Here is a 14512-nt window from a genome sequence, read left to right on the forward strand (position 1 = left end):
GGGCGCGCCAAAGTAGCATTGGTGAGTGGAAACTGTCAATAAGTCAGCCAGGATGGAACGCGAATGCAGTGAACTAAACAGCTTTGCCTCGCATCCCATCCTGGGGAGAAACTCTGCAAGACTAGAAGGGTTGAATGATGCCGCCACCGAGTACGTGATTGCCATCGTAGAAGACGGCGGATTGTCCGGGACTCAATGCTCGCTGGGGTTGATGAAATCGGATGCGCAGAGTCGTGCTGTTGACGGGCAAAAGGCTCGCCGAGGTTTCTGGCGTGGCATAGCGGACCTTCACCTGTACATCACAAGATTCTATAGTCAGGCTTGGATCAAACAGATTCAACTCCGTCACATCGCAGGAATCACGCAGGAGACTTTCTTGCTTCCCGAGAACCACCGTATTGGTTTCGGATACCACTTTCTGAACATACAAGCGTTCTCCGACCGCAAGGCCCAGGCCACGACGCTGGCCCGGTGTGTAGAATGCAATGCCGTCGTGCTTCCCTAATTGATTTCCATCGGTATCGACGAAAAGTCCCGGCTTCCTCGCAGCGGGGGCTTCCTTTTCGATAAAGGTCCGGTAGTCGCCATGACTGACGAAGCAAATTTCTTGGCTTTCTTTGAGTTCATCAGCCGGTAAGTCCAGGGCTTCCGCTATCCGCCACACCTCTGACTTCTGCATCTCTCCGACGGGAAAGAGTAATCGCGGGAGCCACGCGGGACTCAGGCGGTAGAGAAAATAACTTTGATCCTTTATGGCGTCCGCAGCCTTTTGAATGACGCGACCACTGTTCCGAGTGGCCAGACGGACATAGTGGCCGGTCGCCACATAGTCGATGTCTCGTTCTCGTGCGAGCTCAATCAGACTGCGAAGCTTGACACGCTCATTACAGCGAACGCAGGGATTCGGAGTGATCCCCTGTTGGTATCCGGTCAGAAAATCGTCGATCACGCCGAGGCGGAATGTTTGTCTTGTATCGATGACCTCGTAGGGGATCTGGAGTTTCTGCGCGACAAACTTTGCAATACCAATCTTGCAGCAACCCCGATCTTGCCACCGCTTAGAGGGGGCGACGCTTTCGTCCTCATGCTCCCATACTTGAAGAGTGACGCCGCGGACATCGTAGCCTTGGCGAACGAGCAATGCCGCCGCAACAGAACTATCCACACCACCGCTCATGCCAAGTAATACAGTTGGGCGAGCCATAGGAGCGCTATTGTACCGGGGGGGAGGGAGGAAGGGCTAGAGGGCTGTATACGCTGGTTAGTGTGCTGCGATCGAGAGAGAGGACTGGCTCTCTGTGGGAGCAGGTAATTCATCATGCCAGTGATTTGCTCCCATGTCGCACATTCCGTGGAAATGCGACCCCTCCTCGATAGCAATCATGGGAGTGCGAATGTCTCCGACAAGGATACCGGGCTTGAGGATCTGAATTTTTTCGTTCGCCGTGATTGTCCCGTTGATTTTGCCACTATTCATCAAAACAGCTGCCGAGACGACTCCCTTGATAACGGCATGCTCGCCCACAATCAACGTACCAGTAGTATGAATTTCCCCCTCGACTCGGCCATCTACGCGAACGGTTCCGTCGAAACTCACGACGCCTTTGAAATCGACGCCTCGCCCCAGCAGCGTGAAATTCTCGTTCGATTCATCGGCCTCTGGATTCCGTTCCTTCATTGCCCACATGGTGCCCTCCTGCTTCCGCCGATTGTCACCTGGACGTAAGGATCATGGCTGATGATACGTGAATCCACTTACGAAATATCATGCCTTCCAATTAGCCGTTGACTCGTTTCACTCCGGTCGGCGTAATCATGCCAACTGTATGGAGCGAGGTTTGAGGAACCTGTTGGGCCATCTCCAAACTGCCGTTGAAGAGGACGCCATCCTCCATAGAGAGCAGCGGGGTCTTCACCGAACCGTTCACTACGGCCGGAGCGCGCAGTTTGACCTGTTCCTTGACGACGATATCTCCTGTGACTTTTCCTTTGCAGACAACCGTTCCTGCAGTGATCTTTGCCTGAAGGACGGCATCCTCACCGATCAATAGAATTCCGTCCGTGTGGATTTCTCCATCAAGATATCCGTCAATTCGGACCGTCCCGCTATACGAAATGGTCCCTTTGAATTCAACGCCCTTGCCGACGAAGGCACTGATATCTTGACCCCCTTGAGCCGGTTTCTCAGGCGTACCTTCGGCATTATCCTCTCCTTCGTTGACCTGGTCGGTCGGCTTCCTTTCCTGCCCCCACATAATAAAAAACGCCTCCTACGAGTCTGCGATTCGGCTTCTTCGGAACCTCTTCCCTGGTGGAGTTTGAAGTTGGTTGGTGTAGGCAAACACCGTACTGGTCACTAGGGGCAAGCAACAAATATGCCTCTACGTGAAAGTACGATCAGCAGGTAAAGACGGTCTGTGGGTTAGCTGAGGAGTGCTTCGAGAATCCCATCCAATTCAGGAGGTGAAAAATAGTGGATGATCACTTTCCCTCCGCGGCGCCCACTGAGAACTGTGACTTTTGTTCCCAATCGTTTTCTCAGGCGTTCTTCAACGTCGGACCAGGGTGATCGACGTGATTCTGCCCTCATACGCTTTCTTCTAAGTGTTGAAGATTGTACGAGTTTTTCTGTCTCTCTCACAGAAAGACCTCTCGACACAACAAGCTGGGCGAACCTTACCTGTGAGTCCGGATCTGTGAGCCCTAGGATTACCTTTGCGTGGCCGGTGGACAGTTCGCCAGCTTCAATAAGGTGCTGGACATCAACAGGGAGATTGAGTAAGCGGACAGTATTCGCAATAGATGATCGCTCACACCCAACGCGCTGCGCAATAATGTCCTGTGTGAGTCCAAATTCGTTCATCATGCGGTGATAAGCCTTCGCTGCGTCGATAGGGTTTAAATCTTGCCGCTGCAAATTTTCGATGAGTGCGAGCACGATCGATTCTTCATCGGTACAGTTTCTGATGATCGCCTGAATTGTGTCCATTCCAGCTTGTTTTGCTGCACGCCAACGTCGTTCACCAGAGATGAGTTCATACATCCCATCTCCCTTCCGTCGGACAAGAATCGGTTGTAGAAGACCGCTTTGCTTTAGCGACGCCGTGAGCTCTGCCAATTCTTGTGGAGAAAACGTCTGGCGAGGCTGATAGCGATTAGGAACGATGGCATCCGTTCGAAGATGCTGCACCTCCGGCAGTTCAGGCATAGGAGCAGGCTTCGATGTTGGGATTAGTGCATCGAGTCCTCTACCGAGCGCTTTTTTCTCCATGGCTGATAAACTCCTTTGCTAGAGAGAGATAGGATTGAGATCCCGCTGATGCCATGTTGTACAGATAAACCGGACGCCCGTAGCTCGGTGCTTCCGCCAGCGTTACATTGCGTGGGATCATGGTGTGGTAGACGCGGTCCCTAAAATATTCACGAACCTGCTCGGCCACCTGCCGCGCCAAGGTATTCCTCGCATCATACATTGTCAATACAATGCCTTCGACTTCGAGCCCTGGATTGAACGATTGACGAACGCGATCGATACTTCCCATCAGTCGCCCTAATCCCTCCATCGCATAATATTCGCATTGAACAGGAATCAGAACCGACTGGGCCGCAACCAACGCGTTGAGGGTTAAAATTCCAAGCGCAGGGGGGCAATCAAGAAAGACGAAGTCGAACTGCTGTTCGACCTCCTTCAGGAAATGACGAAGAACCTTTTCTCGTTCTTCGACGTTGACCAGCTCAACTTCTGCACCGGCCAGGTCAGTGTTTGACGGCAACAAGGAAAGCCCTTGTACGGCCGTCGCTTGGACGGCATCGACAAATTTCACGTAATTTATAAGACAGTTGTAGACTGTTGTTTGTAAGGATCGCGGGTCAATGCCGAGACCGCTTGTAGCGTTCGCCTGCGGATCGATATCAACGAGCAGAACGCGCTTTCCTTGAAGAGCGATTCCAGCAGCCAGATTGACAGCCGTGGTCGTTTTTCCTACCCCACCTTTCTGATTAGCGATGGCAATAATCTTTGTCATATCAGCAAGAAGAGTAGTTCCTGCTGCGGATGTTCCACGTGGAACATTTAGGAGCGTGCCCACTGATCATGCAGGTCTTTTCGCCTCAATAATCGAGATAACTCGATGCCCATATTCATACGGAAGATCGAAGGATAGCTCCTTATAGAGAGCAAAATCGTTATGTATTTCGGCAGAATCGATCGACTCAGTTCGATACAAAATTACCTGCCCTCCTTTAGCAAGCAGCTCTGTCGTAAAAGACATAATTTCGTTGAGCTTAAGGGCTCTGACAACGAGAAAGTTTGCGAGTGTTTTATCTGGTGATTTCCCATATTCCTGAATGGTCCCATCAAATGTGGAGACATGTGCGAACTTAAGAAGGCCTATCACTGATTTCAAGAATGAAGATTTCTTGTGAACTGGTTCAACCAGAACCAATTGGAGGTCCTCCCTTAGGATCTTGAGTGGAATCCCTGGAAACCCGGCCCCCGAACCTATATCGATCAAGATGCTTTTGAGCGGAAAATTGCAGATCTTCAACGCAGCCAGTGAGTCGAGAAAATGCTTGACGATGATGTCCTTTGGTGTGTCGATGCCGGTCAGGTTGATTTTTTTATTCCACCGTCTCAGCTCTGCAATGTATGTCATGAATTGATCGACATGAGTTGTCGTGAGCGATAAGCCAATCGATTCGGCCCCCGCCAACATAAACTTGCGAAGGTCTTGCTGATGTTCCACGTGGAACAATTACGTGATTCAGCAGAACACGTCAAGGGCGAAGGAGTGCAGGGATGTACTCTGTGGCCTTCAGAAGGGTGGTGCAGGAGCGCTGAGATCTTTACGGGATGGCTCTCGATACCTGCTAAGCGCAACCAGGAGTAATGAAATCGCAGCTGGCGTGATTCCTGAGATTCGCGAAGCTTGCCCAACAGACGCTGGACGGACCTTTTTCAACTTCTCTCGAACCTCCTGTGAGAAGCCTGGCACATGATCGTAGTCGAATGTTAAGGGAATCGCCTTGGTTTCCAATTTTTTAAACCGTCCGATCTGTTGAAGCTGCCGCTTGATATAGCCGGAATACTTAATCTCTAATTCAATTTCTTCAATAATTTCAATGTCTTCAATTCTATAAATCTCTAGTGCATCAAGAAGCCCTTCATATGTTGCACCTTGCCGTCGCAACAACTGAGCAATGCTATATGAACCCGAAATATCCTCGATATGTACTTCCGCGAGTCGCCCCCGAATCTCCCGATTAAGTTTTGGCCGCAGTTCTTCGAGGCGAGCCACTTCCTTTTCAATCGCATCCTGCTTACGCCTAAATTTTTCATAGACCATTTCTGGAATCAGCCCGAGCTGGCGTCCGGTCTCGGTCAGTCGCAAGTCGGCATTCCCATGACGCAGCAGTAATCGATATTCCGCGCGTGAGGTAAACATCCGATATGGTTCCCGAGCATCCTTCGTAATGAGATCGTCGATCAGGACTCCGATGTAAGCCTGTGACCGGTCCAGGATAAGCGGGGCCTGTCCGCGTAGCTTCAGAACTGCGTTGATCCCAGCCATGATTCCCTGCGCTGCCGCCTCTTCGTATCCCGACGTTCCATTGATTTGTCCGGCATGGTAAAGCCCCTCAAGCAATTTAGTTTCAAGCGTCGGGTGGAGTTGCCGCGGCGGAAAATAGTCATACTCGATCGCATAGCCAGGCTTGAGTATCTTCGCGTGCTCCAGTCCAGGAATCGTTCTTAGAATCGCGTCCTGGACATCGACCGGGAGACTGGTCGAGATCCCGTTTGGGTAAAATTCGTATGTGTCTAACCCTTCCGGTTCGAGAAAGATTTGGTGACGCTCTTTTGAGGCAAAGCGGACGACCTTATCCTCGATCGAAGGACAGTACCGTGGCCCGACCGAGTCGATGACGCCACTGTACAGCGGCGATCGATCAAGATTGTCTCGAATTACATCATGTGTCGCAGGATTCGTATGGGTGAGATGGCAGAGTCGTTGCTGATTGTGGATGCGTTTAGTTCGATACGAAAACGGCGTAGGAGGATCATCCCCCGGTTGCGGCAGCATGACCGAGAAGTCAATCGTATCGCGATCTAGCCTGGGAGGTGTCCCGGTTTTTAACCGACCAATCTCAAAGCCCAGACCGCGCATGCAATCGGACAGATGCTCGGCCGAGGCTTCGCCTGCGCGCCCGGCAGGGAAGTGGTTCAGCCCGATATGGATAAGACCCTTAAGGAAAGTACCTGAAGTTAGAATCACCGCCTTTGCTTGAACCCGCACGCCTTCCCCTGTCACCACACCAATGACAGAACCGGACTGGTACAACAATCGGTCCACTGTTCCCTGTCCAATCGTCAAGTGCGTCTGATTTCGCAATGTCTGTTGCATCGCCTGTCGATAGAGTTTCTTGTCACATTGGGTACGAAGAGCCCGCACTGCCGGACCTTTGCTCGTGTTAATAAACCGAAATTGAATACCGGCCCGGTCAGTATTCCGCGCCATTTCCCCACCCAGTGCGTCGATTTCTTTCACGAGGTGTCCTTTGGCAATACCTCCAATCGCGGGATTACACGACATTTGGGCGATTCGGTCTTCATCCATCGTAAGCAGCAAGGTGCATACACCCATCCGCGCGGCGGCCAGCGCCGCCTCGCACCCGGCATGCCCACCACCCACGACCACAACGTCAAACTGGCATTCCATCTCTTTTCACTGGCTACTTTCCGATACAGAATTCCGCAAAAACTTTCTCGAGAATCTCGTCCGTCGTAATCGCGCCGGTAATTTCTCCCAGCGCGTCGGCAGCAACTCGTAAGTCCATGGCTACCAGTTCTCCGGCAAGTTGCATCCGCACAGACTCTGACGCATGAGTCAACGAATCCTGCGCACGTCGCAGTGCCGTCCGATGGCGTACATTCGTTACGACGAGGGCCTCGTTCACTTCAAAACCCGGCGACACGAGTCGCCCTCTGATGGCGACTTTCAATTCCTCAAGACCAAGGCCAGTTTTGGCGGAAATCACGATCCTCTCTGCGCCAGAAGGCAAATCAGAGCTTTCAACCGCCCGAGTGAGATCCCCCTTGTTGAAGACGATGAGGTAGGGTAAGCCCGCAACCGTCTTCAGGATCTGTCTATCCTCATCGGTTAGGCGAACGTGCCCATCGATGACGACTAACAGCAGATCCGCGTCGGCTTGGGCACTCTGGGTCCGTTTAATACCCTCTTGTTCAACGGGATCTGTCGCCTCTCGGATCCCGGCCGTATCGACAAAGCGCACGAGGATTCCGTTAAGATCGATGGACTCTTCAATCACATCGCGTGTAGTTCCTGGAATGGGAGTGACAATGGCCCGCTCCTGATTGAGAAGCCGGTTCATCAAACTTGATTTTCCGACATTCGGTCGGCCAACGATGACAACGCGAACCCCCTCTCGGAGCATGCGACCGTCGCGTGCCGTCGCCTCCAGTTTCCCGATCACTGCGGCTGCCTTTTCGATCGCCTGTTCCAATTCTTCACGCTGAACAAATGTAATATCCTCCTCGACAAAATCAATGCCAGCTTCCACATGGGCCAGCACCCTGAGGAGGACAGACCGCGCCACCTCAATTTTCTGCGCCAACTCACCGCGCAAATGGCGCTGGGCCATCCGAAGTCCGATAACGGACTTCGCCCGAATCGTATCCAGGACCGCCTCAGCTTGTGAGAGATCCAGACGACCGTTGAGAAAGGCCCGCTTCGTAAACTCTCCCGGTGCCGCCATCCGGGCTCCTGCCAACACACAAGCCTCACAGAGTAGACCCAATACCACGGGGCCTCCGTGAGAATGGACCTCCACCACATCTTCCGCCGTGAATGAACCGGGGGCCTTCATATACACAATCATTGCTTCGTCGAAGGTGACCCCCTTTTGGGAAAGACCGTGGTCCTCGTTGGCACCCACTGTTGATGGCAGCACCAGATCTGCTAGGTAGAGCATGTGGCTTGAAACGTGGGCGAGTGATTGACCCGAGCGCAACCGGACTACTCGACCAGCGATACTCAGTGCATCAGGACCGCTAAGGCGAACGATCCCGACCCCGCCTTCCCCGGAGGCTGTTGCGATCGCACAGATGGTATCGGCGAGATCTTCACGCATGAGGGCTCATTGCAGCCCGAAAATCTGTCATCCCTGGGAATGCATTCTCTTGGAGTTATCTTTTCCTATACGCTCTGAGTTGGTCCCATGGGAAGCAGCGGCCTATTCCTAAACATATATCGGTCTGTGACGACTTGCTGCAAGATCGTCAACACATTGTTGGTAAGCCAGTACAGCACGAGTCCGGCTGGAAAATTGATGAAGAGAAACGTCATGAAGACCGGAAGGATCAACATGATCTTCGCTTGTGCGGGATCCATCGTGGTGGGCGTAATCTTCTGCTGAATAACCATGGTCGCCCCCATGATCAGCGGAAGCACGTAATAGGGATCTTGGATCGAAAGATCGGTGATCCAGAGCATGAACGGCGCCTGTCGCAAATCAATCGTCATGTAGAGGATATTAAAGAGAGCCACGAACACCGGCATCTGCAGCACCATCGGAAGGCAGCCACCGACGGGGTTCACCTTGTGGTCTCGATAGAGCTTGATCAGTTCCTTGTTCAGCCGATCGCGGTCATCCTTGAACTTCTCCTGCACCGCCAAGACTTTTGGCTGGATCACCTGCATCTGCTTCATTGACTTGTAGCTCTTATACTGCAACGGCACAAAGAACAGTTTCAGAGCCATCGTGAGAAGAATAATCGTAATCCCATAGTTGTGGGTGTACTCGTTAATGAATCGTAGAACATAGAAGATCGGCTTCGCGACCGCTTTTACGACACTCCAGCTTCCAAATATAAACCACCCGAAATCGATGGTGTCTTCCAGTCCCACATTCAACGACCGTAGTGTGTCGTACTCTTTGGGTCCTGCATAGAGTTGCAGTGATACCGTGGCGCCACCCGATAGCGAAGCTGTTCGTATGCCAGCCGAGACAATCTTGTCACCTTCTTTCTTAATCACCGCTGCTGTCGCTTGGCGGGGCATCAAAACGGAGAGAAAATATTTGTCTTGGAGCGCCACCCACTGGACAGTCCCTTTCCGTTCAAGTTCCGCCTCGGGAGTTTCCTTCTCAACCTTGCCGTCGACCATCGACGCTGATCCGATCAGACCGATGAGCCCGTCTCCCCATTCGACAACTCCGAAGTTTGTCCCCAAGCCCACATCAAACGGTTGAGTAACTCCGTCGAGTTTCACAGAAACATCGACGATATAGCTGTCATGGTGGAATGTCAGCTGCTTCTCAACGGAGAGCTGTTTGCTAGGATCCTGAAACCGGAGCGTCAGGTGTCCGACGGGATGAGAAGCATCGAGTGTGGTGAAATCTTGTTCAAGAGAATACAACCCCTCTCGCATTGCCTTATCGAGGCCCACGTCCGCCACTGTGATCGACAAGGGCCCTCGGAACTTGCCTCCGGGATAGACCAACTGTACCGGCTTTGCTTCGGGGAGAGGGGTATGGTAGCGCTTCAACTCCCAGCTCTTCACGACTCCGCCACGATTGGTTAGCTCGGCCCGGAACAAATCGGTGTCAATCGTGACCGTGTTTTCACTGGTCGGGAGACCGACTTCCAAGAGACTCGACGAAGGCTTACCCTCGTCATGTTGGCGCGCAACTTCTGCGGTGCCTTCACTGGCTTCGCGTGCAGTCCCTCTGGTTTGAGTCCGCGGTTCTTCCGGGAGAGAAGCCGGCTTCTGCTCGGACGCATCTTGAGTTGGCGGGGGTTGGGGAAGCCAACCAAGTTCTTTCAGGATGTAATCGTACCCGAAGATGATGGCCAAGGAGATAATCAAGAAAATGATGACACGTTTTTCCATGTCGCGCCCCGCTCTAAACGAAAACTTCCGTCCTCTTCATCGAACTGGATCAGCCCCTCCGGGATGAAAGGGGTGACACTTGGCTAATCGACAGATCGCCAGACCAAATCCCTTCAGTACACCATAGCGGCTGATGGCGATTCCGGCGTATTCAGAGCAGGTTGGCTCAAAACGGCACGCAGGGCCGAGCAACGGAGAGATCCAATATCGGTAACAGACGAGCAATCGGACACAGAGGTGCCGCACTCTAGTCCTCTTCGGTTCGAAGGAGGTGGTGACGAGCAAAAGATGAGCGCCACGCCACTTTCAAGGTCGCAAACGGTTGAGTCAATGCATCACGCTTAGGGAAGACCAAGACCGCTGGTTCGGCCAGCAGGTCCACATGGATCTGCCTCACCAGTTCTCGAAAAATGCGTTTCGCACGATTTCTTCGAACCGCATTCCCAAACCTCCGGCCGACGATAATACCGACTTGCCCTCCGTCCACACCAGTCCGGTACACCAGTAGGTTGAACAATGCCGTCGAAATCCGTCGGCCATGTTGTTTCACGAACTCGATGTCGCGGCTATTCCGCAAGAACAAGCCCTTGTCGCCCTTATACTCCGGCATCGTTGGTGTCTTTACGAACGACTCTCTCGCCAGGCCTCCCCCTCAAGGCCCATCCGAGGCCAACGACGACAACCTGGCCTCAACTGTATCTGTAAGAGACTTGCTGATGGGAGGAAGAAAACAGAGGCTGAGGGCCGTACTCGGAGCCTTCCAACACCGTATTACACGGTCAGGCGCGCTCGTCCTTTGGCTCGGCGCCGAGCCAAAACCTTCCGGCCATTCTTGGTGCTCATGCGTTTGCGAAACCCGTGCTCGCGCTTTTTCTTTAGGTTTGAAGGCTGTTGAAACGTGAATGACATGCAATAGCTCCTTGCGACGAAATCCGATCCACGGTCGCGGTATTATAGGGTTGGGGTCTCACTCTGTCAAACTCGCGATTATGGTAAGACATCGAGTTCTCATAACAACAACAAGGAACCGATCGTGGGGTTACTGCTCATCGGATCTAGTCCTTATAATCAATTCTCGTGAATTTTCCCATTATTTGAGGCGTTTCTGCGCGAAATCACGCTAGACTGCCACAGAATTTTGAGGAGTTCTGTATAAATAGATCCGCTAAATTGTTGTGAAAACATGAGTTTTTGATAAAATTTGTGCTGGTCACCCTGGCATTGAGTTTGCGATTGGCTAGTGGGTTTATCATTGGAATTCTGAGCGAAATCCAGACTGGACTGCAACAATAGTAACAAAAGCATGGCCACGCCAAACCTTTACTGGAGGAGGATGACATGACGGAAAAACGACTGAACTTCGCGCTCATTGCCCTCGCCCTCGTCCTTGTGACTGGGTGCGCGAAACCACCCACAGAGCAAATCGAGGCAGCGGAAAAGGCCGTAGCAGAGGCTCAACAAAGCGGCGCTGCCACCTATGTGGCAGAGGAATACACAAAGCTCGAAGGTGCCTTGTCCGCTCTTAAGAAGGAAGTGGCCGACCAAGATACAAAGTTTGCGTTGCTGCGGGACTACGGAAAGGCCGAACAACTGGCCATTGCAGCGAAGACGGATGCGGAGCGAGTCAAGGGAGAAGCGGAAAAGAAGAGAGAAGAAGCAAAGACTGCCGCGTTACAAGCCCAGCAAGCCGCTCAAGAATCAGTCAGGGTCACGCTCGACCTCGTGGCGAAAGCCCCCGCTGGCAAAGACCGGGCGGCATTGGAGGCAATCAAGGCTGACGCCGACGCGCTGAAAGCTTCCTTGAACCAAGTCCAAATAGCGATCGACAAAGCCGACTATCAAGCGGCTCAGAAACAGGCGGAAGCGATTCGCGAGAAAAGTGCTGCGGTCTCTCATGAAATCGAAACCGCGTTGGCCAAAATCGGCAAGGGGAAAGCACCGGCGAAAAAGAAATAAGCCAGGCAGCTTATGACGAAGCATCAACGACTCATGTATTCGTTCGCATCCGGATGTGTGTTCCTCGTCTTGGTGGTAATCTTGACCGCCTGTACGGAGGCCGTGCCACAAGATGTGGTCGAAGCGATTGAATCAATTGATCGAAACCTCATGGACCTGCGGGCCGCGGAACTGGCACCCGATGACTATAGCCGATTTGCCCATCAATGGATAGCCCTCAAGGCTCGTGTTGAAGCCGAAGAAGACCTCATCCACTGGCCATGGGAACCCAATGAACTCGATCTGGCCCTTCGAAAGCTCTACGAAGAAGGCATCCAGACAGTCGCACGGGTCGCAGATCAACGCAAGGTGCTCCGAGAGACAGCTGAACACAAGCTTACCGCTGTCGAGAATCGTTTCCAGGTTCTAACCGACCAGGTGGGAGCAATCGATAGCCGACTTGTCCTCGGTCAACAGTTGATCGAAACCGACCTCCTCGTTAAGCAGGCACGAGCATTTTTTGAAGATGGAAAATTCGAGCGATCAATCGAGGCATCTGACAAGGCTGGACAGATGCTCACCTCCCAGGCCACCGTGTTGAGCAACGAGTTAGGGCGGTACGCCGATCACGGCCGGATTGGCCGATGGCAACGGATGGCGAAGGATACGATTGCATGGTCACAACGCCACCACACGAGTGCGATCATCGTGAGCAAGGCCGACCGTGTGCTGACCCTCTACAAGAACGGCCAGAAGGTGCTATCATACCCGGTGCGACTTGGGTTCAATGGAATCCGCGAGAAACGATACCAGGGAGACGGCGCTACGCCGGAAGGACGTTATCACATCACGGGTAAGCGCGGGCAGGGGCAAACTCAGTTTTATCGGGCCTTGCTGCTCGATTACCCGAATGAGGAAGATCGCCGCCGGTTTCACTCGGCACGGAAGACCGGACTGATTCCAGCATCAAAAGGAATCGGTGGACAGATCGAGATCCATGGAGTCGAGAACGAGCTGATGGCGCAAACGTTGGGCTGCGTGATGCTCGAAAACGCCCAGATGGTCTATCTGTACGACCGAGTCGAGAAGGGAACTCCCGTGACCATCGTTGGAGCCCTCCACGAGCACAATTCTGTTGCCGAAGCGCTCGCCAATCTTGGACAGCGGAACACTATCTGAGCAAGCCATATGATGAAACAGGTGATACAGACTCTGTACCCCGGATTGATCAGCCTGGTGCTTCTTCTCACCTTGGCCCCAAGCAGCGGACTCTCGTCGCCAGATGCCTCGGCTGCTCCCCCCAAACCAACTGATCCAGCTACCTTACGGCAACTCCAAGGCCGTTACTATTCGCTCAGTAGACAGCTCGCTCAATTGATGCCGGGTCAACCCTATATCCTGGTCGATACTGCGCGTAACCACTTGTACATCCGACACCGTGACCGTGTCATGCTCGACGCGCTAGCCTCGACCGGGAGTGGCACCATTTTGGATAAGCCTGGCGAGGCCCAGAGCCAATGGGTCTTTGACACACCGCGAGGCGAGTTTTTCGTCCAATCGAAACTCACGAATCCCGTGTGGGTGAAACCTGACTGGGCCTTCATTGAAGAAGGTCTCGCCGTCCCCAAGAACCAAGCGGAACGGATGGAGCCAGGCGTCCTCGGAGAGTATGCGCTCGGATTTGGCAAGGGCTATTTCATCCATGGCACGCTTTACACTAGACTACTCGGGAAAAATGTGACCCACGGGTGCATTCGACTCAACGACGAGGATCTCAAGAGTGTCTATCGGCTTGCAAAGGTCGGTACGCCGATCATGATTTTCTAACCAGCTGCGGCCCAACGCAGCCTCCATGACGTTCATCCCCTCTCTCTTTTCTCTCATTCTGACTTTGATTCCGATGACATCGACTGTTGACCCTTCATCGCGACCGTTTGTGGATGTCACCGACGCGGCGGCACTCCAAGAAGCCACACGGGTTCTTGCCGAAGAAGTGAAGGTAGCTGCTCGGCCTCAGACCTACGTGCTCATCGATCTCCCTGCAAATACTATCTTGCTCAAAGGCCGCGGCATAGAACTCCACCGGATTCCGATCAAGCACTGGAGCACTTCGGATCAGCATGAACTCATCATGACCTTTCGATTAAAGGAACGTCCTCTTGTCACCCGTCGGAAGATCGACCCTTCAATCAGTCCCGAACAGGAACCGATCTCCTTGGCTGACATGCCAACGGCCTATTCTCTGCAATTTACTCCGGCATTGACGATTACACTCGATTCCTATGGGCAAGCGAGTCTTTGGGGAATGGCAGCGCACTTCGTGAGGCAATGGTGGAGACTGGTCATCAAATGGTGGCGTGCGATCTGGACTGAAGCTAATTCCGCTGTCGCACCCGAGCTTGACCTCACCGTGAGCGTCGATGATGCACAATCATTGGCCTGGATGCTAACCGATGGCATGCCGGTGCTCATTCGCCGACCCATCCACTAGGTTCTTGAAGCCATTCGCGTTTACACGATAGAAACTTACCGTGCGTTCGACTCCACGATTAAAACCTCCTCGTACGGACATGTCGCTGCTCATTTCGGTCATATCCCGAGTTGCTGAACTTCGATACCTGAATAAAGGACCTCAGGGCCGCACCTCATTCTCGTCTTCCTTGGTCGAA

The 14512-nt window shown here is 52.9% G+C and carries 16 protein-coding genes; 4 read left to right on the forward strand and 12 right to left on the reverse strand.

All coding sequences use genetic code 11. The features are described from left to right. Window positions 1-121: 121 nt before the first annotated feature. The 12 genes from mnmA to rpmH all read right to left on the reverse strand — a co-directional run bounded on the left by mnmA (window position 122) and on the right by rpmH (window position 10817). On the reverse strand, window positions 122-1204 hold the full coding sequence (gene mnmA, locus VEI50_08975; protein HXX75249.1) for a tRNA 2-thiouridine(34) synthase MnmA: 1083 nt from the start codon (window positions 1202-1204) through the stop codon (window positions 122-124). Window positions 1205-1261: 57 nt separating this feature from the next. Continuing rightward, complete coding sequence (locus tag VEI50_08980) at window positions 1262-1687, reverse strand: polymer-forming cytoskeletal protein (GenBank protein ID HXX75250.1); 426 nt, start codon at window positions 1685-1687, stop codon at window positions 1262-1264. Between the two features lie 91 nt (window positions 1688-1778). Continuing rightward, complete coding sequence (locus tag VEI50_08985) at window positions 1779-2255, reverse strand: polymer-forming cytoskeletal protein (protein HXX75251.1); 477 nt, start codon at window positions 2253-2255, stop codon at window positions 1779-1781. 167 nt (window positions 2256-2422) lie between these two features. Then, the gene (locus VEI50_08990) at window positions 2423-3208 is read right to left on the reverse strand and encodes a ParB/RepB/Spo0J family partition protein (GenBank protein ID HXX75252.1); all 786 of its coding nucleotides are present in this window, start codon (window positions 3206-3208) and stop codon (window positions 2423-2425) included. 40 nt (window positions 3209-3248) lie between these two features. Further along, window positions 3249-4088, reverse strand: coding sequence for a ParA family protein (locus VEI50_08995; GenBank protein ID HXX75253.1), 840 nt, complete (start codon window positions 4086-4088; stop codon window positions 3249-3251). Between the two features lie 3 nt (window positions 4089-4091). Next, window positions 4092-4745: a 16S rRNA (guanine(527)-N(7))-methyltransferase RsmG gene (gene rsmG / locus VEI50_09000; protein HXX75254.1), complete on the reverse strand. Its 654-nt coding sequence runs from the start codon at window positions 4743-4745 to the stop codon at window positions 4092-4094. A gap of 69 nt (window positions 4746-4814) precedes the next feature. Continuing rightward, window positions 4815-6716 (reverse strand): tRNA uridine-5-carboxymethylaminomethyl(34) synthesis enzyme MnmG, encoded by a 1902-nt coding sequence (gene mnmG, locus VEI50_09005; GenBank protein ID HXX75255.1) that lies wholly within the window; start codon window positions 6714-6716, stop codon window positions 4815-4817. A 13-nt stretch (window positions 6717-6729) separates the two neighbouring features. Next, window positions 6730-8148, reverse strand: a complete 1419-nt coding sequence (gene mnmE, locus VEI50_09010) for a tRNA uridine-5-carboxymethylaminomethyl(34) synthesis GTPase MnmE (protein ID HXX75256.1) — start codon at window positions 8146-8148, stop codon at window positions 6730-6732. A 65-nt stretch (window positions 8149-8213) separates the two neighbouring features. Continuing rightward, on the reverse strand, window positions 8214-9908 hold the full coding sequence (yidC, locus tag VEI50_09015; protein HXX75257.1) for a membrane protein insertase YidC: 1695 nt from the start codon (window positions 9906-9908) through the stop codon (window positions 8214-8216). A gap of 36 nt (window positions 9909-9944) precedes the next feature. Next, complete coding sequence (gene yidD / locus VEI50_09020; protein HXX75258.1) at window positions 9945-10154, reverse strand: membrane protein insertion efficiency factor YidD; 210 nt, start codon at window positions 10152-10154, stop codon at window positions 9945-9947. A 1-nt stretch (window position 10155) separates the two neighbouring features. Continuing rightward, complete coding sequence (gene rnpA / locus VEI50_09025) at window positions 10156-10518, reverse strand: ribonuclease P protein component (GenBank protein ID HXX75259.1); 363 nt, start codon at window positions 10516-10518, stop codon at window positions 10156-10158. A 161-nt stretch (window positions 10519-10679) separates the two neighbouring features. After that, complete coding sequence (gene rpmH / locus VEI50_09030; protein HXX75260.1) at window positions 10680-10817, reverse strand: 50S ribosomal protein L34; 138 nt, start codon at window positions 10815-10817, stop codon at window positions 10680-10682. Between the two features lie 429 nt (window positions 10818-11246). Here rpmH and VEI50_09035 point away from each other — a divergent pair, with 429 nt between their 5' ends. From VEI50_09035 to VEI50_09050, 4 genes are all read left to right on the forward strand, one after another. After that, the gene (locus VEI50_09035; protein ID HXX75261.1) at window positions 11247-11864 is read left to right on the forward strand and encodes a hypothetical protein; all 618 of its coding nucleotides are present in this window, start codon (window positions 11247-11249) and stop codon (window positions 11862-11864) included. A gap of 33 nt (window positions 11865-11897) precedes the next feature. Then, a complete protein-coding gene (locus tag VEI50_09040) occupies window positions 11898-13022 on the forward strand; it encodes a L,D-transpeptidase (GenBank protein HXX75262.1) in 1125 nt (374 codons plus the stop codon). A gap of 21 nt (window positions 13023-13043) precedes the next feature. After that, the gene (locus VEI50_09045; GenBank protein HXX75263.1) at window positions 13044-13670 is read left to right on the forward strand and encodes a L,D-transpeptidase; all 627 of its coding nucleotides are present in this window, start codon (window positions 13044-13046) and stop codon (window positions 13668-13670) included. A 73-nt stretch (window positions 13671-13743) separates the two neighbouring features. Continuing rightward, window positions 13744-14334, forward strand: a complete 591-nt coding sequence (locus VEI50_09050; protein ID HXX75264.1) for a hypothetical protein — start codon at window positions 13744-13746, stop codon at window positions 14332-14334. The last annotated feature ends 178 nt before the right edge of the window (window positions 14335-14512 follow it).

The organism is Nitrospiraceae bacterium, assembly GCA_035623075.1.
Taxonomy (GTDB): domain Bacteria; phylum Nitrospirota; class Nitrospiria; order Nitrospirales; family Nitrospiraceae; genus DASPUC01.

Coding starts and splice junctions, on each gene's coding strand:
- mnmE (HXX75256.1), bottom strand. CDS start 8,148: ATGCGTGAAGATCTCGCCGATACCATCTGTGCGATCGCAACAGCCTCC.
- VEI50_08980 (HXX75250.1), bottom strand. CDS start 1,687: ATGTGGGCAATGAAGGAACGGAATCCAGAGGCCGATGAATCGAACGAG.
- VEI50_09040 (HXX75262.1), top strand. CDS start 11,898: ATGTATTCGTTCGCATCCGGATGTGTGTTCCTCGTCTTGGTGGTAATC.
- yidC (HXX75257.1), bottom strand. CDS start 9,908: ATGGAAAAACGTGTCATCATTTTCTTGATTATCTCCTTGGCCATCATC.
- VEI50_08985 (HXX75251.1), bottom strand. CDS start 2,255: ATGTGGGGGCAGGAAAGGAAGCCGACCGACCAGGTCAACGAAGGAGAG.
- rnpA (HXX75259.1), bottom strand. CDS start 10,518: ATGCCGGAGTATAAGGGCGACAAGGGCTTGTTCTTGCGGAATAGCCGC.
- VEI50_09050 (HXX75264.1), top strand. CDS start 13,744: ATGACATCGACTGTTGACCCTTCATCGCGACCGTTTGTGGATGTCACC.
- VEI50_08990 (HXX75252.1), bottom strand. CDS start 3,208: ATGCCTGAACTGCCGGAGGTGCAGCATCTTCGAACGGATGCCATCGTT.
- mnmG (HXX75255.1), bottom strand. CDS start 6,716: ATGGAATGCCAGTTTGACGTTGTGGTCGTGGGTGGTGGGCATGCCGGG.
- VEI50_09035 (HXX75261.1), top strand. CDS start 11,247: ATGACGGAAAAACGACTGAACTTCGCGCTCATTGCCCTCGCCCTCGTC.
- rpmH (HXX75260.1), bottom strand. CDS start 10,817: ATGTCATTCACGTTTCAACAGCCTTCAAACCTAAAGAAAAAGCGCGAG.
- mnmA (HXX75249.1), bottom strand. CDS start 1,204: ATGGCTCGCCCAACTGTATTACTTGGCATGAGCGGTGGTGTGGATAGT.